The sequence below is a fragment of the Mycolicibacterium baixiangningiae genome (genome assembly GCF_016313185.1).
GTDB classification, from domain to species: domain Bacteria; phylum Actinomycetota; class Actinomycetes; order Mycobacteriales; family Mycobacteriaceae; genus Mycobacterium; species Mycobacterium baixiangningiae.
In genome coordinates this window covers 3,251,384-3,274,577 of sequence record NZ_CP066218.1, presented here as the reverse complement: position 1 = coordinate 3,274,577, position 23,194 = coordinate 3,251,384, and the positions used below count along the sequence as shown (strand labels likewise).

Here is a 23,194-nt window from a genome sequence, read left to right as displayed (position 1 = left end):
CCCCTGGTATTCGGTCCCGCACAATCAGTGGCCACCAACCCCGTGCACGTCGTACGTTTCCAGTGAACCGATACCGCGGGTACCGGTAACTGACCTGAAAGGCGTGCACCATGGTTGCACTCGTCGCCATCGTCCTGGCGCTGTTCGTCCTCGTCACTCTCCTCGGGCTGCCCTACCAGCAGTCCTGGTACGCCCGGTGGGGTGGCTCAGACCGTTGAACCGACGCGGTGGGGTACGAATGGTGAGTGACCCCGCCGCACCCCGCGCCGACCGTTCTCCTGCTGTCGACGTCTGACACCGACCTGATCACCGCCCGCTCCAGCGGGGCGCGGTACCGCTGGGCGAATCCGTCCCGGCTGATCGCCGGGGAGCTCGAGGAGTTGCTCGACGGCGCCGACGTCGTGGTCATCCGGATCCTCGGTGGTCACCGCGCGTGGGAGGACGGGATCGACACCGTCGCCGCGAGCGGCGTGCCGGCCGTCGTCGTGAGCGGTGAGCAGGCGCCCGACGCGGAGCTGATGCGGCACTCGACCGTGCCCCAGGGCGCCGCGCTGCAGGCCCACGTGTACCTGGCGCAGGGCGGCGTCGACAACCTTCGTCAGTTGCACGCGTTCCTCTGCGACACACTGCTGATGACCGGTTTCGGCTTCGCGCCACCCGTCGCCACGCCCACATGGGGAGTGCTCGAGCGGGACGCCCCGACGACCGACGGCCCCACGGTCGCGGTTTTGTACTACCGCGCCCAGCAGTTGGCCGGCAACACCGCCTACATCGAGGCGCTGTGCGAGGCCATTGAAACCCTCGGCGGGCGGGCGCTTCCGGTCTACTGCGCGTCGCTGCGCAGCGCCGAACCCGAACTACTGTCGCACCTGGAGTCCGCCGACGCGCTCATCACCACGGTGCTCGCGGCGGGCGCGGCCACGCCGGCCGCGGTGGGCGCCGGAGGCAGCGACGACAGCTGGAACGTCGCGCACCTCGCCGCGCTGGATGTGCCCATCCTGCAGGGTTTGTGCCTGACCAGCTCCCGCGCGCAGTGGAGCGGAAATGACGACGGCCTCTCGCCGCTGGACGTGGCCACGCAGGTCGCGGTGCCGGAGTTCGACGGTCGCATCATCACAGTCCCGTTCTCGTTCAAGGAGATCGACAGTGAAGGGCTGATCTCCTACGTCGCCGACCCCGAGCGGTGCGCCCGCGTCGCGGGAATCGCCCTGCGCCACGCGCGGCTGCGGCGGATTCCCGTGCGGGACAAGCGGATCGCGGTCGTATTCTCGGCTTATCCGACCAAGCATGCCCGCATCGGCAACGCCGTCGGACTCGATACGCCGGCCAGTGCCGTGGCCCTGCTGCGAGCCATGCGCGAGGCCGGGTACGACATCGGTGACGTACCCGGTGTCGAGGCGCGTGATGGTGACGCGTTGATCCACGCCCTCATCGAACGCGGCGGTCAGGATCCGGACTGGCTCACCGACGGTCAGTTGACCGGCAACCCGATTCGGTTGTCCGCGAGCGAGTACCGAGCATGGTTCGCCACCCTGCCGACCGAGCTCACCGACGCCGTGGTCGAGCACTGGGGGCCCCCGCCCGGTGAACTGTTCGTCGACCGCAGCCATGACCCAGATGGCGAAATCGTCATCGCGGCAATGCAATCCGGCAACGTCGTGCTGATGGTGCAGCCACCCCGCGGATTCGGTGAGAACCCCGTGGCCATCTACCACGACCCGGATCTGCCGCCCAGCCACCACTATCTCGCGGCGTACCGCTGGCTGGACGCGGGTTTCGGCGCCGACGCCGTCGTGCACCTGGGCAAGCACGGCAACCTCGAATGGCTGCCCGGCAAGACACTCGGCATGTCGGCAGCCTGCGGCACCGACGCCGCGCTGGGCGATCTGCCGCTCATCTACCCGTTCCTGGTCAACGATCCGGGGGAGGGGACCCAAGCCAAGCGGCGCGCCCACGCGACGCTGGTGGACCACCTCATCCCGCCGATGGCGCGGGCCGAGTCCTACGGTGACATCGCCCGGCTGGAACAACTGCTCGACGAGCACGCCAACGTCTCCGCGCTCGATCCGAACAAACTTCCCGCGGTGCGCCAACAGATCTGGACGCTGATGCGTGCGGCCAAGATGGATCACGACCTGGGTCTAGAGGAGCGCCCGGACGAGAATTCGTTCGACGACATGCTGCTGCACGTCGACGGGTGGCTCTGCGAGATCAAGGACGTCCAGATCCGTGACGGTCTGCACATCCTCGGCGCCCCGCCCGCCGACGACGCCGAACTGAACCTGGTCCTGGCGATCCTGCGGGCCCGCCAACTGTTCGGTGGGGAGCAGACCCTTCCCGGGCTGCGTCAGGCCCTCGGGTTGGCCGAGGACGGACACGACGAACGCACCAGCGTCGACGCCGTCGAAGCGCAGGCACGCCACCTGGTGGCGGCGCTGCAGGCGGCCGACTGGGACGCCGCCGCCGTGGACACGATCACCGACGACGCACAGGTCGCCGCGATCCTGCGGTTCGCCGCCACCGAGGTGGTGCCGCGACTGGCCGGCACCGCCGGGGAGATCCGACAGGTGTTGCGCGCCCTCGACGGCCGCTACATCGCGGCCGGCCCGTCGGGTTCCCCGCTGCGCGGCCTGGTCAACGTCCTACCGACCGGGCGTAACTTCTACTCAGTGGACCCCAAGGCCGTGCCGTCGCGGCTGGCCTGGGAAACCGGTGTGGCCATGGCGGATTCGCTGCTGGAACGCTACCGCGACGACCACGGGACCTGGCCGCGTTCGGTCGGGCTGTCGGTGTGGGGCACCTCGGCCATGCGGACCTCCGGCGACGACATCGCCGAAGTCCTTGCGCTGCTGGGAATTCGGCCCGTGTGGGACGACGCCTCACGCCGGGTGGTCGACCTGGAGCCGATCTCTCTTGCGGAACTGGGACGCCCACGCATCGACGTCACCGTGCGGATCTCGGGCTTCTTTCGCGATGCGTTCCCGCACGTGGTCACCATGCTCGACGACGCCGTCACCCTCGCCGCGGGCCTCGACGAATCCGACGATGACAACTACGTCCGCGCCCACGCGCAGGCGGACCTCGCCGAGCACGGTGACCGGCGACGAGCCACGACCAGGATCTTCGGCTCCAAACCGGGAACCTACGGTGCGGGCCTTCTGCAGCTGATCGACAGCCGCAACTGGCGCGACGACGCCGATCTCGCGGAGGTCTACACCGCGTGGGGCGGATTCGCCTACGGCCGCGGTCTCGACGGTAGGCCTGCCGCCGACGACATGAACACCAGCTACCGTCGAATCGCGGTGGCGGCCAAGAACATCGACACCCGCGAACATGACATCGCCGACTCCGACGACTACTTCCAGTACCACGGTGGCATGGTCGCGACGGTTCGTGCGCTGACCGGCAAGGCGCCCGCGGCCTACATCGGGGACAACACCCGGCCCGACGCCGTGCGGACCAGGACCCTGTCCGAGGAGACCACCCGCGTGTTCCGCGCCCGCGTGGTCAACCCCCGCTGGATCACCGCGATGCGCCGGCACGGCTACAAGGGCGCCTTCGAGATGGCCGCGACCGTCGACTACCTGTTCGGCTACGACGCCACCGCCCACGTCATGGCGGACTGGATGTACGACCGGCTGTCACAGGAATACGTCCTCGACGCCGAGAACCGCAAGTTCATGGAGGAGTCGAACCCGTGGGCGCTGCACGGGATGGCCGAGCGGTTGTTGGAGGCCGCCGGACGCGGCATGTGGGCCGAACCGGACCCCGAGACCCTCGACGGCCTACGACGGGTGCTGTTGGAGACCGAAGGCGAACTCGAGGGCTGAGCCCGGCACGGGGGTGGGCGACGCCGCTAGGTTGATCACATGGCCACCACCTTTGCCGAGATCGCCGGATCCGAGTACGTGCTGCTGACGACCTTCACCAAGGACGGCAGACCCAAGCCCACCGCGGTGTGGGCCGTGCCCGCCGGCGACGGTCTGCTCGTGATCACGCAGGAGAAGTCGTGGAAGGTCAAGCGGATCCGCAACACCCCGCGAGTGACGCTGGCCAAGTGTGACCGGGCCGGTAAACCGCAGAGCGAGGCCGTCGAGGCCGTCGCGACCATCCTGGACAAATCCGCCAACGGCGCCACCTACGATGCGCTCGGCAGCCGGTATGGGCTGCTCGGAAAGACGTTCAACGTATTCTCCAAGCTCCGCGGGGGGATGAAGAACAACGTGACCCTCAAGATCGAGGCGGCGGGCTGACATGGCGCCCTCCTTCGAGGACGTCTACGGCTCCGCCGAAGTCCGACACCCGGCGGGTCTGCACAGGTGACCAGCCCGTCCTAGCCCCGGTCAGGTGCTCGGCGACAGGTGGTCGGCGAAGAACGTGAACACGCGCCGCCAGGCATCCTCGGTGGCGTCGGCGTGATACCCGAAGTGGGCGAGGCGCAGGAACGGCTGAAGGGGCAGCTGATTGGCGAAGCTGTGCCCGGCGTCGGGATAGACCTTGATGTCCGCCGGCACACCCTTGGCCTCGGTCGCCTTGCGCAGCCTGGCCGGTGCGCCCACACCCATCGGGTCGCGCCGACCGAAGCTGGCCACCACCGGGCATGACGCGTCCACCGCGGCCGCGACGCTCTCGGGTAGAGGGGTGCCGTAGAACGGCGCTGAGACCTCGAAATTGCCGGGGCCGAGCAGTAGTGCGTAGTGCCCGCCCATACAGAAACCAGCGACCGCCACCGCGCCCGAGCAGTCCGGCCGAGCGCGCAGATGGTCGCGTGCGGCGAGCACGTCGTCGAACGCGCGCCCGCTGCGGCGAACCGTCTCGCGGAACACCCTCGTGATGCACCGGGCGCGCCCGCCGCGGGAGAACAGATTGGGAGTGACGTTGAGGTATCCCGCGCCGGCGATCCGCGCCGAGGTGGCCTCGTTGTCCGGGCCGTAGCCGATCGCGTCGTGCACGACCACGACGCCGGGCCACGGGCCCTCTCCGTCGGGCACCCCGAGCAGGGCTTCGATGGGACCCTCGGGAGTGTTGACCCGAACCGTGCTCACCGTTGCCGTCATGGTTCCCGAATGTACGGAACCCAGGCGGGCCGCGAGACGTTGGAGGTGTATGGCAATGCGGCTGTTCCTGCTCTACGTCGTCATCGAGGTGGCGGTCATCGTGGCGCTCGTCTCGACCATCGGTCTCGGCTGGACGCTCCTGATCTCCCTGGCGACCTTCGTCGTCGGCCTCGCACTGGCCGGGTCGCAACTCAAGCGACAGCTGCAGCGGCTGCGTTCGGGCCTGACGGCGACGACGGCGCAGGGCGCGGTCACCGACAGCGCACTCGTCGCGCTGGGCACCGTGCTGGTGGTCGTCCCGGGCCTCGCGAGTTCGGTCCTCGGCGCACTCCTGCTGCTGCCGCCGACCCGGGCCGCCGCCCGCCCGGTCGTCACGGCCGTCGCGGCTCGCAGGTTGGGCCGCCGCGTCCCGATCGTCGTGGTCGGCGCGCCTACCGCCGCCCGCCGCGGGGACTACATCGACGGTGAGGTGGTCGATGTCGTCACCGTGGATCCCAGCACCGTGGAGCCCAGCACCGTGGAGCCGAGCGCGGTGGAGCGCCGGGTCGACTGACCCGGCTACTCTGTCGGCTTCGTGACGACACTGCTGCTCAACGGGCGGGTGCACAGCCCGGCCCAACCCGATGCCACCGCCATCGCGGTGCGTGACGGCACCGTGGTGTGGCTCGGCAGCGACGAGGTCGGTCGCGCCCAGTTCCCGCAGGCCGAGACGGTCGACCTCGAGGGCGGCTTCGTGGCGCCGGCCTTCGTCGACAGCCACGTTCACCTCACCGCGACCGGCCTCACACTCGTCGGCCTGGATCTTCGCCACGCGGCCTCGCTGCGCGAATGCCTCGACCTGCTCGGCCGGTATGCGCGGGCCCACCCCGACGGGGTGATCTGGGGACACGGCTGGGACGAGTCCGGATGGCCCGAACACGTCGCGCCCAGCACCGAGGACATCGATGCGACGGTGGGGCAGCGGGCGGTGTACCTGGCCCGCGTCGACGTCCACTCCGCGGCGGCGTCGACGGCACTGCGCGCCACGGCGCCCGGGCTGACCCATGCCGCCGGATATCACCCGCAGCGGCCGCTGACCGCCGACGCGCACCACCTCGTGCGCGCCGCCGCCCGCGACCGGCTGACGGCCGACCAGCGCAACCGGGCGCGCCGCGCTGCACTCGATGCTGCGGCGGCCCACGGCATCGTCTCCGTCCACGAATGCGCGGGTCCGCAGATCGGCGGACTCGACGACTGGCTCGAGCTGCGTGACGTCGAGCACGGCGTGGAGGTCGTCGGCTACTGGGGTGAGGCCGCCACCGACGCCGCGCACGCCCGCGACCTCGTCGAGCAGACCGGCGCCCACGGATTGGCGGGGGACCTGTTCGTCGACGGGGCGCTCGGGTCGCGGACCGCGTGGCTGAGCCGCCCCTACACCGACGCGCCGGGGGAGTGCGGCAACACCTATCTCGACGAAGACGCTGTCGCGGCGCATCTGCACGCCTGCACCGAGGCGCGCATCACCGCGGGTTTCCACGTCATCGGCGACGCGGCGGTCGGCGCGGTGGTGGCCGCCCTGGCGCGGGTCGTCGCACAGTTCGGCGCGCCCGCGGTCGCCCGCTGCGGGCACCGACTCGAACATCTGGAGATGGTGAGCGCGGAGCAGGCCGCACAACTCGGCGCGTGGGGGGTGGTGGCCAGCATGCAGCCGCATTTCGATGCGCTGTGGGGCGGGCCGGCAGGGATGTACGCGCAGCGGTTGGGGAGCGAACGAGCCGCAGGGCTCAACCCGTTCGCGCTGTTAGCATCCCATGGCGTGCCTCTCGCTTTCGGCTCGGACAGCCCCGTCACCAGCTTGGACCCCTGGTCCGGGGTGCGGGCGGCGAGCCGGCACCAGACGCCGGGCAGCGCGATCTCGTTGCGTGCCGCATTCGCCGCGGCCACCCGCGGCGCCTGGCGCGCGGCCGGTGTGCGCGACGGCGTCACCGGCACCCTGGTACCCGGCGCAGTGGCGTCGTACGCGATCTGGGAGGCCGACGGATTCGAGGTGAGCGCACCCGCCGACTCGGTCCAGCGCTGGTCCACCGACCCCCGGTCCCGAGTGCCGGCCCTGCCCCGCCTGAACGTCGACGACGCGCTCCCGCGCTGCCGCCAGACCGTGCACCGAGGTGTCGCCATCCATGGTTGACGCACCGTCCGCCCGGATGGCGAGGCTGGCGCCGCCGCTGCGCCGGTTCACCCAGGCCGTCGTCGACCGGATGTGGCAGCTGGTCGCCGCGATCGCTGCCGGGCTGCTGCTGTGCGTCAGCTTCCCGCCGTTCGGCTGGTGGTACTGCGCATTTGTCGCGGTCGCACTGCTGGCGTGGGTGTTGAGGAGAGAGTCGACGACGCCGGCAGGCGGGTTCGGGTACGGGTTCCTCTTCGGGTTGGCGTTCTACGTGCCGCTGCTGCCCTGGATCAGCGGCCTCGTCGGCGCACTGCCGTGGCTGGCGCTGGCCGCGGTCGAGGCGCTGTTCCCGGCGCTGTTCGGGGCGGCCGCGGTGACCGTGCGCCGGCTGCCCGGCTGGCCGGTGTGGTTCGCCGCCCTGTGGACGGCGCAGGAGTGGCTGAAATCCAGCGTGCCGTTCGGGGGCTTCCCGTGGGGGGTGGTGGCGTTCAGCCAGACGGAGGCGCCGCTGCTGCCGCTGGCCCACCTCGGTGGGGCGCCGCTGCTGTCGTTCGCCGTCATGCTGGTCGGGTTCGCGCTCGCGGCGCTGGTTGCGGAGATCGTGCGGTGGACCCGCCGCGACGAGCGCCCGGCCGGGACGCCGCCCGCAGTGGTGCTGCCCGGAGCGGTGATCGCGGTGGTTCTCCTCGGGACGGCGATCGTCTGGCCGCAAGTCCGCCAGTCCGGGATGGGCGCCGTGGACGACCAGCCCGTGACGGTCGCGGCAGTGCAGGGCAACGTGCCGCGACTGGGACTTGAGTTCAACGCGCAGCGGCGTGCCGTGCTGGACAACCACGTCAAGGAGACGCTGCGGCTGGCGCAGGACGTCCGGGCCGGCCGCGCGCCGCAGCCGATGTTCGTGGTGTGGCCGGAGAACTCGTCGGACATCGACCCGCTGGCCAATCCGGACGCTGCCGCACAGATCTCCACTGCCGCGGCGGCGATCAACGCACCGATCCTGGTCGGCACGGTGGTCCGCACTCCCGGCTGGACGCCCGACAACCCGGTGTCGACGAACACCGTGATGGTGTGGAAACCGGGCACCGGCCCCGCCGACCGCCACGACAAGAAGATCGTGCAGCCGTTCGGCGAATACCTGCCCTGGCGCGGGCTTTTCAGCAAGCTCTCGCCGTATGCCGACCGGGCGGGGTACTTCATCCCCGGCGACGGCAACGGTGTCGTGGAGGCCGCCGGTGTGCCGGTCGGCGTCACCACCTGCTGGGAGGTGATCTTCGACCGCGCCGCCCGCGAGTCGGTGCGCAACGGGGCGCAGGTGCTCACGGTGCCCGCGAACAACGCCACCTTCGACGAGGCGATGAGCCAGCAGCAGCTCGCCTTCGGCCGGTTGCGTGCGGTTGAACACGACCGGTACGTGGTGGTCGCGGGCACCACGGGCATCAGCGCGGTGATCGCCCCTGACGGCAGGGAGTTGGCGCAGACGGCGTTCTTCGAACCCGCCTACCTCGACACCCAGATCCGGTTGAAGACCGACATCACGCCCGCCACGCGCTGGGGTCCTCTCGTGCAGGCGCTGCTGGTGATCGCCGGGGTAGGCGCTGTGATCGCGGCCATACTGCACAATGGGAATTTCGTGCTCAAGAGGCGGCGTCGGCGATCCGCGCCGCCCCCGGCCAGTGACACCCTGTCCGGCGCACGCAGCAGCGACGAAGGAGTTACATGACCGACACTGCGGCGAAATCGCAGCGCCCCGTCCGCCCGAGTCGGCGGACGCTGGTCATCATCCCCACCTACAACGAGCGGGAGAACCTGCCGTTGATCGTGAACCGGGTGCGCAAAGCGTGCCCGCAGGTGCACATCCTCGTGGTCGACGACGGCAGCCCCGACGGCACGGGCCGGCTCGCCGACGAGCTGGCGCTGGCCGACCCGGACCGGGTGCACGTCATGCACCGCACCAGCAAGGACGGTCTGGGGGCGGCCTATCTGGCCGGCTTCGCGTGGGGCCTGAGCCGCGAGTACTCGGTGCTGGTCGAGATGGACGCCGACGGCAGCCATGCACCTGAACAGCTGCACCGGCTGCTCGACGCCGTCGACGCGGGGGCGGACCTGGCGATCGGATCGCGGTACGTCCCGGGTGGGACGATCAGGAACTGGCCGCGCCGCCGCTACGCACTGTCGAAGACCGCCAACACCTACGCCAGGGTGCTGCTCGGCGTCGACGTCCACGACATCACCGCCGGGTACCGCGCCTACCGGCGTGAGGTGCTCGAGGAGATCGACCTGTCGGCGATCGACTCGAAGGGCTACTGCTTCCAGATCGATCTGACCTGGCGGAGCATCAACAACGGCTTCGTTGTCGTCGAGGTGCCGATCACCTTCAGTGAGCGTGAACTCGGGCAGTCGAAGATGAGCGGGTCGAACATCCGCGAAGCCCTGCTCAAGGTGGCGGATTGGGGAATCCGCGGGCGCTTCGACCGCGCCCGCGGACTCGAATACCGGCGCTAGGCGACGGTCAGCTACCGCGTCGCTTCGTCTTGATCAGATCGAGGCGCTCCTTGAGCAACTCCTCGAGTTCCTCGACTGAACGGCGCTCCAACAGCATGTCCCAGTGGGTACGCGGCGGCTTGACCTTCTTCGGCTCCGGGACGTCACCCTCGATGAGGGTGCCTTCCAGGCCGTTGCGGCACAGCCAGGTGCCCGGGATCTCGGCGTCGTCGGCGAACGGGACGTCGAACTCTTCGCCGTTGTCGGTGCGGTAGCGAGCGACCTGACGCGGCGCCAGGTCGTGGTTGCGGTCGGTCTCGTAGCTCACAGCTCCGAGGCGACTGCCTCTCAGGACACGATCAGCCATCGTCAACACTCCTCATCGAAAACTTCTTGCCGGATTATCAACGCGGCGGAGCCACGAACGGTTCCCGACTCGACCCTCCATGATACCGGGATCAGTGGGGTGACCCGTCTACAGTCTGAATTTGTGGAGACCGCGAGCAGACGGCGTACCCGGCCGCAGCCGTGCCGTTGGTGTGGGCGCGAGGTCGCCGACGCCGGGTTGGGCCGCCGCCGCCAGTACTGCAGGCAGTCCTGCAGGCAGCGCGCCTACGAGCAGCGCGCGATGGTGAGAGGCACCTCGCTGTCGCCCGACGCCGTGGTGTTGACCGCGGAAGAGGCCGCCCTGCTCGCGGATCGGGTCTTCGAGGTGCGTTGCGCGGCGGAGGACGTCGCGACGGCCGTCGACGAAGGCGCCGGATCCGACGAACTGCGCCAGTTGTGCGACGCGCTGATGCGCGCGGCCCGGGCAGCCGACGGCTGGCGATAGGGTTTCCCGTTCGCGCTTGGGTAATCGAGCGGACTTCGCACTCGACACCCTGCGATACGAATTGCGTTGCGCGTCAACGCGATTGGGTCGAAACGGAGGTGTTCGACGTGCTGACCCGCCGAGTTCGGCCGAATCGACGTCTGCGGCGAGGCGCAAGTGGCCGGCTGACTCCACGCCATCTTCACGAATTCTCCATGTAACCCCGCGCAGAGGTGCGCAACCGACGCCTGTTGCGGCAGGCGGGCGAGCTCCAGCAGCAACCGGACGGCACGTGGGGAGCGACCATCGACGGTCACCCGGTCGAGGCCGTGATCGTCGACGGGGAATTCCGCCTCCCGCCGTCATAGCAGTCAAGGGCTTTTCGGTCACCGCGAATCAAACCCTGTGCGGCACTGCATCACCGCCGTAACGTCCGATCACCATGAGTAGTACCGCCGAACTGACGTCCTCGGCGTCCACGCTGCCCGCGGCGCCGACCACCCGGCACGCGGACCGCAAGTGGACGCTGATCCGGTGGGCCTCCCCGCTGGTGCTGCTCGCACTGTGGCAGGTGGGCAGCGCCGCCGGACTCATCCCGCAGGACGTCCTGCCCGCCCCGTCGCTGATCGTCGAGGCAGGCATCGAGCTCATCGGCAACGGTCAACTCGCCGATGCGATCCGGGTATCCGGGATCCGGGTCGTCGAAGGACTGCTGCTCGGCAGCACCGTCGGGGTGGTGCTCGGGACGGCCGTGGGATTGTCGCGGTGGGTCGAGGCCACCGTCGATCCGCCGATGCAGATGGTCCGGGCGCTTCCGCACCTCGGCCTGATCCCGCTGTTCATCGTCTGGTTCGGCATCGGTGAGCTGCCGAAGGTGCTACTGGTCGCGCTCGGGGTGAGCTTCCCGCTGTACCTCAACACGTTCTCGGCGATCCGCCAGGTCGACCCGAAACTATTTGAAACGGCCCAGGTGCTCGGGTTTTCGTTCTGGCAGCGGTTCCGCACCATCATCGTGCCGAGTGCGGCACCCCAGGTGCTGGTCGGATTCCGCCAATCGCTGGCGATCGCGTGGCTGACCTTGATCGTGGCCGAACAGATCAACGCCGACAAGGGGATCGGCTTCCTCATCAACAATGCCCGCGACTTCCTGCGGATCGACATCATCATCTTCGGTCTGGTCGTTTACGCGTTGCTGGGCATCGCCACCGACGCGGGAGTCCGCGCATTGGAACGTCGAGCCCTGAGGTACCGCACATGACACTGACCACACCCCCCCGTGCACCGCGCCACTCAAACCGCCGCGCGGCTGCGCCACATCGACAAGTGGTACGGCGAACACCACGTCCTCACCGATGTCTCGCTCGACGTCGGCCGCGGGGAGATCGTCGCGCTGATCGGCCGCAGTGGTTCGGGGAAGTCGACGGTGCTGCGCGTCCTGGCCGGCCTGTCCACCGAGCACACCGGCGAGCGGTTCGTGGCCGGAGCGCCCGCCCTGGCGTTTCAGGAACCCCGGCTGTTCCCGTGGCGTGACGTGAGGACCAACGTGGCGTACGGGCTCACCCGCAGCCGTCTGCCGAAGGCGGAGGCGCAGCGGCGAGCCCAGCGCGCGCTGGCTGACGTAGGGCTGGCGGACCGCGGAGGCGTTTGGCCGCTGACGCTGTCGGGCGGTCAGGCGCAGCGGGTTTCGTTGGCCAGGGCTCTGGTCGGCGAACCGCAGCTGCTTCTGCTCGACGAACCGTTCGGCGCTCTGGACGCGTTGACGCGGCTGAGCATGCGCACACTGCTGCTCGAGTTGTGGCGGGCGCATTCGTTCGGCGTCCTGCTGGTCACCCACGATGTCGACGAGGCGGTGGCGCTCGCCGACCGGGTGCTCGTCCTCGACGAGGGGCGGGTGGTGCACTCACTGGAGATCGAGGGCCCGCGCCGCGCACCGGGTGAGGCTTCCGAACACAGCGAGCGCTACCGCGCCGAACTGCTCGACCGGCTCGGCGTCCAGGCGTGACGTCTCGACCACCGACGAAGGGGACCGCCATGCGCACAGTCCGACGATTCGCGGCCGGGTGCCTCGCCGCCCTCACGGTGATCGGCGCCGTCGCCGGTTGTGTGTCGAGGGAGCAGAGCACCGGGGCGCAACAGGCGCCCGATACCGTGCCGCTGTCCGAGCTGTCCGGGGTGACGCTGCACATCGGTGATCAGAAGGGCGGCACCCAGGCGTTGCTGAACGCCGCCGGTGCACTCGACGATCTGCCGTACGTCGTGGAGTTCTCGACGTTCACTTCCGGGCCGCCGCAGATCGAGGCCGCCACCGCGGGCAGGATCGACTTCGCGATCACCGGCAACACCCCGCCGATCTTCGGTGCCGCGTCCAACGCCAAGGTGAAGGTGGTCTCGGCGTACGACGGCGGGGGATTCGGCGACCAGGTCCTGGTACACGCCGACGTACCGACCACGTCGGTGGCCGAACTGCGCGGGAAGAGCATCGCCGTCGCCAAAGGCAGCTCGGCACACGGCCATATCCTCGTGCAGCTGTCCCGGGCGGGTCTGACCCCTTCCGACGTCACACTGGTGTTCCTGCAACCGGCCGATGCCTTCTCGGCGTTCACCCAGCGCCGGGTCGACGTCTGGGCGGTATGGGATCCGTATACGGCCCAGGCCGAGAAGGAGTTGGCGGTCCGCAGCATCGCCCGCGCCACCGGGGTGACCAACGGCGCGGGCTTCGGAGTGGCCTCCGACGCGGCGCTGGCCGACCCGAAACGCAATACCGCACTGGGTGATCTGCTGGTCCGGTACGCCAAGGCGGTGCGGTGGGCGAATGCCCATCGCGACGAGTGGGCACAGCGGTACGCCGCGGACGTCGGCCTGGACCCCGAGGTGGCCGCGCTCGCCCAGGGCCGCAGCCTGCGGTTGCCGACGGACCTCTCCGATCAGCTGATCGCCTCCGAGCAGGAGATGGCCGACCTGTTCGCCGAATCGAAGCAGATCGCGGCCGCGCCCGACTTCTCGGGGTGGGTCGACCGCCGCTATGCCGATGTGCTCGCACCGCTCTACCTGGACCGCAACTAGGAGCACGATGTCTGTACCGAATTCGGCTGGGGCCAAATTCTTCTGGTTCCTGCCCACCGCCGGAGACAGCCGGTCCATCGTCGGCTCCTCGCACGCCTCCTCGCACCAGACGACACCACCCAACTATCGGCCGCCGAGCCGTCGCTACCTCGCCGAGGTGGCGCGTGCGGCGGACCGCCTGGGTTACGCAGGGGTGCTGACGCCGACCGGAACCTGGTGTGAGGACGCCTGGCTCACCGCCGCCGCCCTTCTCGCAGAGACGGAACGGCTCAAATTCCTCGTCGCGTTCCGGCCGGGTCTGGTGCCGCCGACGCTGGCCGCGCAGCAGGCCGCGACGCTGCAGCGGTTCTCCGAGGGCAGGGTGCTGCTCAACATCGTCAGCGGAGGGGACGATACGGAGCAGCGTCGCTTCGGGGACTGGCTGAGCCACGACGAGCGCTACGCCCGCACCGGCGAATTCCTGCACATCGTCAGCTCGCTGTGGCGGCAGGAGTCGCTCGATTTCACCGGACAGCACTACACGGTCGCCGATGCCCGGGTGTCCGCGCCGCCGGATCCGTTGCCGCAGATCTACTTCGGCGGCTCGTCGGCGGCCGCACTACCCGTCGCCGCGGAGTACGTCGACGTGTACCTGACGTGGGGGGAGCCGCCGCAGGACGCCGCGGCGAAGATCGAGCGGGTCCGTGCGCTGGCCGCTGAGCGGGGGCGCACCGTCCGCTTCGGCATCCGGTTGCACACCATCAGCCGCGACACGTCGGCGGCGGCGTGGGTGGTCGCCGACGAACTGGTCTCCGGTCTGTCGGCTGAACAAATTGCGAAAGCCACTGCCCTGCACGGGAAGTCGGAGTCAGAGGGGCAGCGACGGATGACGGCGCTGCACGGTGGCCGCACCGACCGGCTCGAGATCTACCCCAACCTGTGGGCCGGTGTCGGGCTGGTCCGGGGCGGTGCGGGCACGGCCCTGGTGGGCAGCCACGAGGAAGTCGCCAACCTCATCATCGAGTACCACTCCCTGGGGTTCGACGAGTTCATCCTGTCCGGTTACCCCCACCTCGAGGAGGCGTACTGGTTTGCCGAAGGTGTGCTGCCGATTCTCGAGCGGAAGGGCGTAACTACGTCATCCCCGTCGTCGTCATCGTCGGCGCCATCGGGATGACGCACAGCTATCCGCAGCGGGCCCGGGAGCGGACGCGCCCGGCCGAGTAGACCACTCAGCAGCTGAAGCGCGCGCCGATCTCTGGCGGCGGCGCGACCTGCTGCAGACAACCGAACGGTTCGATTCCCGCATCGCCGAACCGGACGGCCGACTGGTGGGCGTAGTTGACACAGAACAGCCCGGCCGGGTCGGCGCGGCAGCGGTAGTCGCCGAAATTCAGCGCCTGGCCGTAGGGCAGTTCGACGCCGAATCCGTCGGCGAACGGACCGGGGTCGGCGTGCGCGGAGCCCACGTCCAGCGTGATGCCGGGGAAGTCGACCCAGCCGCCCTTCCATTCGCCGTACACCTCGGACGGGCGCGCGGGCGGATCCAACAGGGCGACGAGGCAGGTCAGCGCTCCTTCGGCACGGCGGTCGGTGACGCATTTCGCGGTACCCGACGGGGTGGTGAACGCGACGTCCTCACCGAGGTCGGTGCTGGTTCCGTCGCGGCTCACGGTGTGGAATCCACCCGGCTCGGCCCGCGGTGCGGCCTCGATCCAGCGGATCACCTCACCGATCGGGGCCCGGGCGGCGGGCGCGGTGGCGGGTGGGGGCGAGGTCGCCGACGGTGACGACGGCGAGGGTTGCGCGGTGCCGGACGGCGCCGACAGCGTCGGCGATGGCTGTTCCGCCTGGCCGTCGACCGCCTGCGAACAACCCGCGACCAGCACAGACGCCGCGATCATCACAGCTATCCGCATGGTCGCCAGGTTAGCGGGCCGACGCGTAGACCACCGTCAGGCGCGACCGCGGGCGAAGTTCGCTACCGTCAGAAGATGCACGAGCGTACCGTCCGCGCAACCATCAGCACCGGAACGATCGAGGGGTTCACCCGCGACCGCGTGCACCGGTGGCGAGCGATTCCCTACGCCCAACCTCCCTTGGGGCGGCTGAGGTTTCGCGCGCCGCTGCCCGCCGAACCCTGGCGGGGTGTGCGTTACTGCCACAGCGTGGGCAACTGCGCCCCGCAGGATCCGAAGTACACGCTCCTCGGCGTGAACAAGCGCCAACCGATGGGCGAGGACTGTCTGACGCTCAATGTGGTCGCGCCGGAGACACCGCCTGACGGTCCGATGCCGGTGATGTTCTTCATCCACGGCGGTGGATACGCGTTCGGCAGTTCGGCCACCCCGATCTACGACGGTGCGGCGATGGCGCGGCGGGGATGTGTCTACATCTCGGTCAACTACCGCCTCGGTCCGCTGGGGTGCATGGATTTCTCGACGCTCTCCACACCGGAGAACCCGATCGACGGCAACCTGTTCCTGCGCGATCTGGTGATGGCGCTGCGCTGGGTGCGCGACAACGTCGCCGTCTTCGGGGGCGACCCGGACAACGTGACGGTGTTCGGCGAGAGTGCCGGTGCGCACGCCGTAGCAACGCTGCTCGCGGTGCCGCAAGCCAAAGGCCTGTTCCACCAAGCGATCTCGGAGAGCCCGGCGAGCGGTATGGTGCGGTCCCGCGAGGCCGCCGCGGTTTTCGCCGAACGTTTCGTCGAACTGCTCGGCGCACGCCGGGAAGACGGTGCGGCCGCGTTGATGTCCGCGCGCCCCGTCGAGCTGGGCAAGGCGCTCGAAGACCTCATCCGCCGGGGGATGACGGACATGCCGGGCGCGTTCCCGGTCGGGCCGGCCTACGACACCGACTATCTGCCCGTTGAACCCGTTGCCGCGATGACGGAGGGCAGCGCGCACCGCGTGCCGCTGATCGTGGGCAACAACGCCGAAGAGGGCCGCCTGTTCAGCCGGTTCCTGCCGCTGTTGCCGACGTCGGAGCCGATGATCGAGACGCTGCTCGCCGATTCGGACGCCGAGCGCCGTGAACGCATCACCGGCGCCTATCCGGGCTATCCCAAGTCGTCGGCGTGTATGGAACTGGGCGGCGACTTCGCCTTCGGCACCGCCACGTGGCAGATCTCCGAAGCACATTCGCGGCACGCCCCGACGTATGTGTACCGATACGACTACACACCGCGCACGCTGCGGTGGTCCGGTCTGGGCGCCACGCACGCAACCGAGTTGCTCGCGGTCTTCGACGTCTACCGCACGGGATTCGGATCGCTGCTCACCGCCGCCGCCGACCGCCGCTCGGCCCTCAAGGTGAGCAACGACGTACAACGCCGGTGGAGGACGTTCAGCCGCACCGGCACACCGGGCGACGGGTGGCCGCCCTACAGCGCCGATCAGCGCGCGGTGCTCGTATTCGACCGCCGCCCCCGTGTCGAGTACGACCCGTATGCCGACCGCCGACTGGCGTGGGAGGGGTTCACGCTCTCCACGCACTGAGCGGTTCAGCGGTCGGTTGACACCCGTCAACAGTGTGATGCAGCCCACTGCTACGTTCATCGCGTGGCTCACACTGCAGATCTCGTCGTCGAACGTCCCGCGGACCTGACCGCGGAGTGGCTGAGCACCGTGCTGGGCGCGGGCACCGTCACCGATTTCCGCGTCGAACGCATCGGCACCGGCCAGATGAGTGAGTGCTACCGCGTGTCGCTGAGCTATCGCACCGCGGACGCCGGTCCGGCGTCGGTGGTCCTCAAGGTCGCCGCGACCGACGCCAACAGCCGGCAGACCGGGATGGCGCTCGGACTCTACGAACGCGAGGTGCGGTTCTACACCGATATCGCCCCGAGCCTTTCGGGTCCGGTGGCGCCTTGCTACCACGCCGCCTATGACGCCGACTCCGGCGCATTCGACCTCCTGCTCGGTGACGCGGCGCCCGCGACCGTCGGCGACGAAATCCGCGGCGCCACGGTCGAACAGGCTGCGCTGGCGCTGGCCGAACTGGGCCGGGTGCACGGGCCACTGCTCGGCGACGCCATGCTCGCCGACGCCGACTGGCTCAACCGGGAGTCACCGATGAACCAGGCGCTGCTCGGTCAGCTGTGGGCCGGGTTCTCCGATCGCTACGGCGACGCGATCGCGCCGGAGCACCGAGTCGTCTGCGAGCGGCTGGTCGGCGCATTCGACGCGTACCTCGACGCCGAGGCGGCCGCGGTCCGCCCGCACGGTCTGATCCACGGCGACTACCGGCTCGACAACATGCTGTTCGGCCAGGCCGGCGCCGACCGCTCGCTGACGGTGGTCGACTGGCAGACCGTCGCCTGGGGGCCCGCGTTCACCGACGTCGCCTACTTCCTGGGCTGTGCGCTACCAGCCGGGGATCGGCAGGCGCACTACGACGAACTGCTGCGCGCCTACCACGACGCGCTGGGTCCGCGGGCCCCGGTGGATCTGGACACCGTCCGCGAAGGCGTGCGCAGGCAGAGCTTCTTCGGCGTGATGATGGCGATCGTCTCCTCGATGCTGGTCGCGCGCACCGAGCGGGGCGACGAGATGTTCATGACGATGCTGCACCGCCATTGCGAACACGTCCTCGACACCGATGCCCTCGCGGCGCTGCCCGAGCCCTCGGCCGACGGGCCGCTGCAGCCCGCCGCCGCCGACGAGGGCGCCCACCAACCGGGCGACGAGGAACTGTGGAACGAGAGCTGGTATTTCGACTTCGCCGACGGCGCACAGGGTTTCGGCGGGTGGGTGCGGCTGGGGTTGTATCCGAACCGCAACGCCGCCTGGGTCAACGCGTTGGTGTGCGGGCCCGGCATGCCGACCATCGGCATCGTCGACTTCGAGGCTCCACTGCCGGACGACTACACCGAAACCGCAACGGCCAACGGTCATCTCGGTCTCGAGGCGGTCGAACCACTGCGCACCTACCGCGTCACCGTCCGCGGCCGCGGCGAGGCCCACGACGACCCCTCGGCGCTGTTGCGCGGTGAGGCCGGCCGGCCGGTGGATCTCTCGCTGGACCTAACGTGGACAACCGTCGGCACGCCGTACCAGTACCGCATCACCCCCCGCTACGAGATCGCCTGCACAGTGTCGGGCACGGTGACCGCCGACGGGCACATCTACACCGTCGACGGGGCGGCCGGGCAACGCGACCACTCATGGGGAGTGCGCGACTGGTGGAGCATGGACTGGGTCTGGAACGCGCTGCACCTCGACGACGGCACCCATCTGCACGGCGTCGATCTGCGGATCCCGGGCATGGACCCACTGAGTATCGGCTATGTGCAGCGGCCGGGCGCGGCGTTGACCGAGACCACGGAGATGACTGCCCAGGCGAGCTTCGCCGACAACGGGTTGCCGGTGACGACGTCGCTGAGCGTGCAGCCCGGTGACCTCACCGTCGACGTGGACATCCACGGCTTCGCCCCTGTTCGGCTCACCGCCGCCGACGGCCGGGTGAGTCACTTCCCGAGGGCGTGGGCGGTGGTCACCACGGGTGACGGGCGCACGGGCATCGGCTGGCTGGAGTGGAACCGCAACACCGCCTGACCGCGACCGCGCGCGTCTGCTCCGCGACACGCCGCGAATCAACGGAGTTCTGTGCGCGCTCACGGCAGGCTGACGGCCATGATCGTGCTCAAGTCGGCCGCCTTGTTCGTCCTCGCCGCTCTGCTCGAGATCGGCGGTGCCTGGCTGGTGTGGCAGGGAGTCCGCGAGCACCGGGGCTGGGTCTGGGCGGGGGCCGGTGTGCTCGCACTCGGCGCCTACGGATTCGTCGCGGCATTTCAGCCGGATGCGCACTTCGGACGCATCCTCGCCGCGTACGGCGGGGTGTTCGTCGCGGGATCGCTGATGTGGGGTGTGGTGGCCGACGGCTTCCGCCCGGACCGATGGGACATCACCGGCGCGCTGGTCTGCCTGGCCGGTGTCGGCCTCATCATGTACGCCCCGCGTTGACGGGCGATCTCCGACGAAGTGTGCACTCGACAAGAAGTGACGGCCCTCAGCTCAGGTGGGCTCCGCCGTCCTCGAGGTCGTCGCGGGACAGGCCCATCGGGGTCGCGCCGGGGATGATCCCCGACGAGACGACCGCACGGGTGATCGGCGTCAGCGTCTGGAACAGCGTCTCGAGCTCGTCGTCACCGAGGGCGTCGAGCGCAGTCAACGCCAACGCGTCGGTGGTGTCTTCGATCTCCTGCTTGAAGGTGTGCCCGGCCACGGTGAGTTCGCCCGCCGCGTCGAGTAGACCGCGCCGCGCCAACCGCTCGGTGTAGTGCTGCCACTGGGCGTCGTCGTAGTCGCGGCTGCGCATGATCATTTCGCGGGGCACCCGCCCGGCCGCCGCGTGCAGCACGTTGCATTCGCGCCCGCTCAACCCCGCCGCGGCCAGGATCGCGATGTGCCCGTCGCCCCGGTGCTCGCGCAGCAGTGTGCTCGCGTGCCATAGCGTGGCCACCGGGTCCTGCGGCCACGCCAGTGACTTGTTCGCCGCGTAGAGAGGTCTTCCGTCCACCCGCAGGGAGCGTGCGGCCTTCGCCGCGAGCGCGGCGGCCGTGCGAACGTCGTCGCCGTCGCGCACACCGCAGGCGCCGAGTGCCGCCACCGCGGACTGTTCCCTGGCGCGCAGCGCAGCAGCGGGGGCAGCGACCTCCCACGCCGCGGGCAGTGCCTTCGCCACCCGCTCTGGTGCGAAGTTGTAGAAGAGCGCGGTGACCACCTCGGCGGGAACCCGTCCCAGCGGCGCCGACCGAGCAGCGAAGTAGCCCATCCAGAATCCGCGGTAGCCGAGGCCGTCAAGCGCCGCGCGAGCTTCGGGCGCGAAGTAGGTGACGGCGTGCACGGGTTCGATGCGGTCGAAGAAGCGGCGGGCCAATTCCGGGCTTCTACTCACCTGACGAGCTAACCATCTCCGCGCAACGCCGCGGTGTGGCAACCTGGTTCGGATGGGATCACCGATCGTGGTCATGGGCGTGTCGGGCTCGGGTAAGTCCACCGTGGGCGCGGCGCTGGGACAGCGGCTACGGGTGCCGTTCGCCGATGCCGACGACTTCCACCCACCGGCCAACATCGCGAAGATGACTACGGGACAACCACTCGACGACGACGACCGCTACCCGTGGCTGGAAGCGATCGGAGAGTGGCTGGCCGCTCATTCGGACGGCGGCGTCATGAGTTGTTCGGCGCTCAAGCGCCGCTACCGCGACCAACTCCGCCGGCACTGTCCCGGTGTCGAATTCATCCACCTGTCCGGCACCCAGGAGGTCATCGGGCGACGGCAGGCCAGCCGTCCCGGACACTTCATGCCTGCCACGCTGCTGGCGTCGCAGTTCGCGACCTTGGAGCCGCTGACCGACGACGAGCGCGGCCTCACGATCGACGTGGCCAAGGACATCGACTCGATCATCGAAACCTACGTGATGTCGACCGCTTCCCGCCCCATCGAACAGGAGAACCGATGACCGCGGCACTGACTTTCCTGGCGGTAGACACCGAGTTGCCCGAACCCGTCGCCGGTGGTCCACAACTGGTGTTGGCGGCCCTGGCCGGCATCGCGGTCATCGTCCTGTTGATCACCATCGCCAAACTGCACCCGTTCCTGGCCCTGATCTTCGGTGCGATCACGGTCGGCGTGGTGGCCGGGGTGAACATCGGCGACGGCCTGGATTCGTTCGCGGACGGATTCGGCAGCACGGCTGCGGGTGTCGGCATCCTGATCGCACTCGGCGCGATGTTCGCCAAGCTGCTCGCCGATTCCGGCGGGGCCGACGAGATCGTCGACACCATCGTCGGACACGCCTCGCCACGGTCGCTGCCGTGGGCGATGGCCCTCGTGGGCGCCATCATCGGACTCCCGATGTTCTTCGAGATCGGGCTCGTTCTGTTGATGCCGGTCATCTACCTGGTCGCGCGCCGGTCAGGGCTCTCGCTGATCACCGTCGGCATCCCCGCACTGGCCGGCCTGTCGGCCATGCACGGACTCGTTCCGCCGCACCCCGGGCCGCTCACCGCGATCGACCTCCTGGGAGCCGACCTCGGCATCACGCTGGCCCTCGGCGTCGCGGTCGCGATCCCCACGACCATCGTCGCCGGGCCACTGTTCGGCAAACTCGCCGGACGCTGGGTGGTGCTCGATGTGCCCGATCGCTTCGACGCCGACGATTTCGCTTCCGGTGCAAAGGGTTCGGCGGCACATACGCCTGCGGCCGGGACGTCCGATCCGCAACGCGATGCGCCGGGTGCCGCGAACCCGGCGGTCTCCACGACGGGCACACTGGCGCAGCGCCGCAGGCCCTCGTTCGGCATCACGCTGTTCAGTGTGCTGCTGCCCGTCGCCCTGATGATGGGCAAGGCGTTGGTCGACATCTTCATCGACGACGAGTCCAATCTGCTGCGTCAGACCTTCGACGTGCTGGGCCGCCCGCTCATGGCGCTGCTGATCGCCGTCGTGGTCGGCATCTTCACGCTCGGCAGGGGCGCGGGGATGACCCGCGATCAGATCGTCAAGTGCATCGAATCCTCGCTGCCTCCCGTCGCCGGGATCATCCTCATCGTCGCCGCCGGCGGCGGTTTCAAGCAGGTGCTCGTCGACACCGGCATCGGTACCAAGCTCGCCGAATGGGCCACCGCCGCAAACGTTTCGGTGATCCTGCTGGCATGGGTGCTGGCGGTGCTGATCCGGCTCGCCACCGGTTCTGCGACGGTCGCCACCATCACCGCATCGTCGCTCATGCTGGGGCTGATCGAGGGTTTGAGCAGCGGGGAGGTGTCCTTGATAGTACTGGCCGTCGGTGCGGGCTCGCTGTTCTTCAGCCACGTCAACGACGCCGGCTTCTGGCTCGTCAAGGAGTTCTTCGGGATGTCGGTCGGCCAGACCATCAAGACGTGGTCGCTCATGGAGACGGTGCTCTCGGTCACCGGGTTGGTGTTCGTGCTGCTGCTCGGCATCTTCATATGACGCACACCGCCGGGTGACGACGGCACGCTGCCCCGAAACGAGAAGTCCCCCGACAACCGTCGGGGGACTTCCGTGCTTGCGACGCAGGGCGATTCAGCCCTTGACCACCTGGGTGCCGCCGGCCATCTCGTCGTGTTTGCCCTGTTTGGTCGGGCTGCCGTTGATCGTCACCGCGATCACCACGATGGCGATGACGCCGAGCAGTCCACCGATGAACGGGATGATCGGGAGCAGGGTGAACAGGTTACGGATCGCCGACTGGGACGCCGACGGCTTCGGGGCGCCGCCGGGGCCGTGCACGCTCATCCCCAGCAGCTTCTTGCCCGGGGTCCAGCCCTGCGTCACCTCGAACGCGACGAAGTACAGGAAAGACAGCGCGCCGGTGAACAATCCGGTGATCCACACGTTGGACATCGAATCGGTCAACGCGATGAGCAGACCGCCGACGATGCCGACGATGAGGCCGTCGATCAATCGGGCCAGGAAGCGCATCCCCAGGCTGCCCGGAACCTGCCCTCCCATGGGAGGCGGGTAACCGCCGCCGTATTGCGGTTGCCCGTATTGCGGCTGACCGTACTGCGGCTGACCGTATTGCGGTTGCCCGTACTGGGGCTGCCCGTAGGGAGGTTCGCCGTACGGGGGCTGGCCCGGCTGGGGGGGATAGTCACCGGTTGTCATCGCATCCGCTCC

The 23,194-nt window shown here is 69.2% G+C and carries 21 protein-coding genes; 16 read left to right on the top strand and 5 right to left on the bottom strand.

Annotated features, from left to right (window positions below):
- Window positions 1-245 precede the first annotated feature (245 nt).
- Both cobN and I7X18_RS15315 read left to right on the top strand, forming a co-directional pair.
- Entirely contained in the window at window positions 246-3,830 is a 3,585-nt protein-coding gene (cobN, locus tag I7X18_RS15320) for a cobaltochelatase subunit CobN (RefSeq protein ID WP_193048352.1), read from the top strand.
- A 39-nt stretch (window positions 3,831-3,869) separates the two neighbouring features.
- Window positions 3,870-4,253: a PPOX class F420-dependent oxidoreductase gene (locus I7X18_RS15315; protein ID WP_193048353.1), complete on the top strand. Its 384-nt coding sequence runs from the start codon at window positions 3,870-3,872 to the stop codon at window positions 4,251-4,253.
- A gap of 90 nt (window positions 4,254-4,343) precedes the next feature.
- On the opposite strand, the gene I7X18_RS15310 is transcribed toward I7X18_RS15315, so the two are convergent.
- Window positions 4,344-5,057: a dienelactone hydrolase family protein gene (locus I7X18_RS15310; protein ID WP_226864422.1), complete on the bottom strand. Its 714-nt coding sequence runs from the start codon at window positions 5,055-5,057 to the stop codon at window positions 4,344-4,346.
- Between the two features lie 49 nt (window positions 5,058-5,106).
- On the opposite strand from I7X18_RS15310, the gene I7X18_RS15305 reads away from it, so the two are divergent.
- From I7X18_RS15305 to I7X18_RS15290, 4 genes are read left to right on the top strand one after another with little or no spacing between them, the layout of a single operon-like run.
- Entirely contained in the window at window positions 5,107-5,610 is a 504-nt protein-coding gene (locus I7X18_RS15305; protein WP_193048354.1) for an FxsA family protein, read from the top strand.
- A 21-nt stretch (window positions 5,611-5,631) separates the two neighbouring features.
- Entirely contained in the window at window positions 5,632-7,224 is a 1,593-nt protein-coding gene (locus I7X18_RS15300; RefSeq protein ID WP_193048355.1) for an amidohydrolase, read from the top strand.
- The gene (lnt, locus tag I7X18_RS15295) at window positions 7,217-8,923 is read left to right on the top strand and encodes an apolipoprotein N-acyltransferase (RefSeq protein WP_193048356.1); all 1,707 of its coding nucleotides are present in this window, start codon (window positions 7,217-7,219) and stop codon (window positions 8,921-8,923) included. Before I7X18_RS15300 ends, lnt begins: the two co-directional genes overlap by 8 nt.
- Window positions 8,920-9,705 carry a polyprenol monophosphomannose synthase gene (locus tag I7X18_RS15290; protein ID WP_193048357.1) on the top strand — a complete coding sequence of 262 codons (786 nt, stop codon included), beginning with the start codon at window positions 8,920-8,922 and terminating at the stop codon, window positions 9,703-9,705. Before lnt ends, I7X18_RS15290 begins: the two co-directional genes overlap by 4 nt.
- A gap of 7 nt (window positions 9,706-9,712) precedes the next feature.
- Here the strand turns inward: I7X18_RS15290 and rbpA are convergent, their stop codons facing one another.
- Window positions 9,713-10,051 (bottom strand): RNA polymerase-binding protein RbpA, encoded by a 339-nt coding sequence (rbpA, locus tag I7X18_RS15285; RefSeq protein WP_011559900.1) that lies wholly within the window; start codon window positions 10,049-10,051, stop codon window positions 9,713-9,715.
- A gap of 123 nt (window positions 10,052-10,174) precedes the next feature.
- On the opposite strand from rbpA, the gene I7X18_RS15280 reads away from it, so the two are divergent.
- From I7X18_RS15280 to I7X18_RS15260, 5 genes are all read left to right on the top strand, one after another.
- Window positions 10,175-10,516, top strand: a complete 342-nt coding sequence (locus I7X18_RS15280) for a hypothetical protein (RefSeq protein WP_232375251.1) — start codon at window positions 10,175-10,177, stop codon at window positions 10,514-10,516.
- A gap of 421 nt (window positions 10,517-10,937) precedes the next feature.
- Window positions 10,938-11,753 (top strand): ABC transporter permease, encoded by an 816-nt coding sequence (locus I7X18_RS15275; RefSeq protein WP_193048358.1) that lies wholly within the window; start codon window positions 10,938-10,940, stop codon window positions 11,751-11,753.
- A gap of 18 nt (window positions 11,754-11,771) precedes the next feature.
- Complete coding sequence (locus tag I7X18_RS15270) at window positions 11,772-12,497, top strand: ABC transporter ATP-binding protein (protein WP_193048359.1); 726 nt, start codon at window positions 11,772-11,774, stop codon at window positions 12,495-12,497.
- Window positions 12,498-12,526: 29 nt separating this feature from the next.
- Window positions 12,527-13,558, top strand: coding sequence for an ABC transporter substrate-binding protein (locus tag I7X18_RS15265; protein ID WP_193048360.1), 1,032 nt, complete (start codon window positions 12,527-12,529; stop codon window positions 13,556-13,558).
- Window positions 13,559-13,565: 7 nt separating this feature from the next.
- Entirely contained in the window at window positions 13,566-14,714 is a 1,149-nt protein-coding gene (locus I7X18_RS15260; RefSeq protein ID WP_193048361.1) for an LLM class flavin-dependent oxidoreductase, read from the top strand.
- 55 nt (window positions 14,715-14,769) lie between these two features.
- Here I7X18_RS15260 and I7X18_RS15255 read toward each other — a convergent pair whose 3' ends face one another.
- Entirely contained in the window at window positions 14,770-15,456 is a 687-nt protein-coding gene (locus tag I7X18_RS15255; RefSeq protein ID WP_193048362.1) for a hypothetical protein, read from the bottom strand.
- 75 nt (window positions 15,457-15,531) lie between these two features.
- On the opposite strand from I7X18_RS15255, the gene I7X18_RS15250 reads away from it, so the two are divergent.
- From I7X18_RS15250 to I7X18_RS15240, 3 genes are all read left to right on the top strand, one after another.
- Window positions 15,532-17,040 (top strand): carboxylesterase/lipase family protein, encoded by a 1,509-nt coding sequence (locus tag I7X18_RS15250; RefSeq protein WP_193048363.1) that lies wholly within the window; start codon window positions 15,532-15,534, stop codon window positions 17,038-17,040.
- Window positions 17,041-17,103: 63 nt separating this feature from the next.
- On the top strand, window positions 17,104-19,098 hold the full coding sequence (locus I7X18_RS15245) for a DUF7064 domain-containing protein (protein ID WP_193048364.1): 1,995 nt from the start codon (window positions 17,104-17,106) through the stop codon (window positions 19,096-19,098).
- An 81-nt stretch (window positions 19,099-19,179) separates the two neighbouring features.
- Entirely contained in the window at window positions 19,180-19,506 is a 327-nt protein-coding gene (locus I7X18_RS15240) for a YnfA family protein (protein ID WP_193048440.1), read from the top strand.
- Between the two features lie 46 nt (window positions 19,507-19,552).
- Here the strand turns inward: I7X18_RS15240 and I7X18_RS15235 are convergent, their stop codons facing one another.
- A complete protein-coding gene (locus I7X18_RS15235; protein WP_193048365.1) occupies window positions 19,553-20,440 on the bottom strand; it encodes an SCO6745 family protein in 888 nt (295 codons plus the stop codon).
- 52 nt (window positions 20,441-20,492) lie between these two features.
- On the opposite strand from I7X18_RS15235, the gene I7X18_RS15230 reads away from it, so the two are divergent.
- Window positions 20,493-21,008 (top strand): gluconokinase, encoded by a 516-nt coding sequence (locus tag I7X18_RS15230; protein ID WP_193048366.1) that lies wholly within the window; start codon window positions 20,493-20,495, stop codon window positions 21,006-21,008.
- Window positions 21,005-22,504 (top strand): GntP family permease, encoded by a 1,500-nt coding sequence (locus I7X18_RS15225; protein ID WP_193048367.1) that lies wholly within the window; start codon window positions 21,005-21,007, stop codon window positions 22,502-22,504. The genes I7X18_RS15230 and I7X18_RS15225 overlap by 4 nt, the downstream gene beginning before the upstream one ends.
- A 93-nt stretch (window positions 22,505-22,597) precedes the next feature.
- On the opposite strand, the gene I7X18_RS15220 is transcribed toward I7X18_RS15225, so the two are convergent.
- Entirely contained in the window at window positions 22,598-23,182 is a 585-nt protein-coding gene (locus tag I7X18_RS15220; RefSeq protein WP_193048368.1) for an RDD family protein, read from the bottom strand.
- Window positions 23,183-23,194: the final 12 nt, after the last annotated feature.